This is a genomic window from Dyadobacter sp. HNCC25DJ183 (assembly GCF_056895175.1).
Genome location: NZ_JBXHAP010000019.1, coordinates 1 through 947, shown reverse-complemented (window position 1 = coordinate 947; position 947 = coordinate 1). Strand labels below are relative to the sequence as shown.

1 protein-coding gene is annotated in these 947 nt (G+C 43.3%); it reads left to right on the top strand.

The annotated features are described in order from the left end of the window. Positions 1–844, top strand: an 844-nt coding sequence (locus AC1XTG_RS25570) for a transposase (protein WP_484843891.1), incomplete at its 5' end; no start/stop codon positions are given. Positions 845–947: the final 103 nt, after the last annotated feature.

The following is a 947-nucleotide window of genomic DNA, read 5'->3' as shown; positions in this document are numbered from 1 at the left end:
TTACGTGACCCAATATTATCCGGCCAATATTGCTCGATACGAGCAGCAAGAGGCCATTTTAGGAGAGCGCAACAGTTACAGTAAGACCGATCCTGACGCGACATTTATGAAGTTGAAAGAAGATCACATGAAAAATGGCCAGCTCAAACCAGCCTATAATGTGCAGATATCGACATCCAACCAGTTCATTGTTAATTATACCGTACATGCTAACACGACTGATACCAACACACTGGCAACCCACTTGGAACAACATGAAAAAAGCTTTGGCGCTGCCCCTAAATCGCTCACCGCGGATGCAGGTTATGGTTCAGAGGAAAACTATACAATGTTGGAAGAAAAGAATGTGACGGCCTTTGTGAAATATAACTTATTTGACAAGCAACAGAACCATTCCTTCAATAAAAAGCATCCATTTGCTTCTGATAAGCTTTACTATAACCCCGAGCAGGACCATTACATATGCCCGATGGGCCAGAAAATGGCTTATATCGGCGACAGGAAAAGAAAGACTACAACCGGTTTTGAGCAGGCCACAAGGCTTTACAAAGCTAAAAACTGCCAGAATTGCCCCTTGAACGGCGCCTGCCACAAATCACAACATGATAGGATTATCCAAATTAATGTCAACCTGGAAAGACAAAAGCAGCAAGCCGAACAGCTACTTAAAAGTGAAGAAGGGGTTGCCAAACGAAAGAAGCGGTGCTTCGATGTCGAACCTGTGTTCGGTAATATAAAAGCCAATCACGGTTTTCGTAGGTTTATGCTTCGCGGCAAACAAAAGGTGGAAATCGAGTGGGGGTTGATCGCAATCGCCCAAAATATCAGAAAAAGAGCAGCCTAGGCAGGCTAAATCCTAAATAATAGCTTAGAAAGCCTTTTAGCTTTTGATGAAGGATATCGACCGATAATTTTCTGCCCGAATAATTCAAACGAAAGAGGGTGCC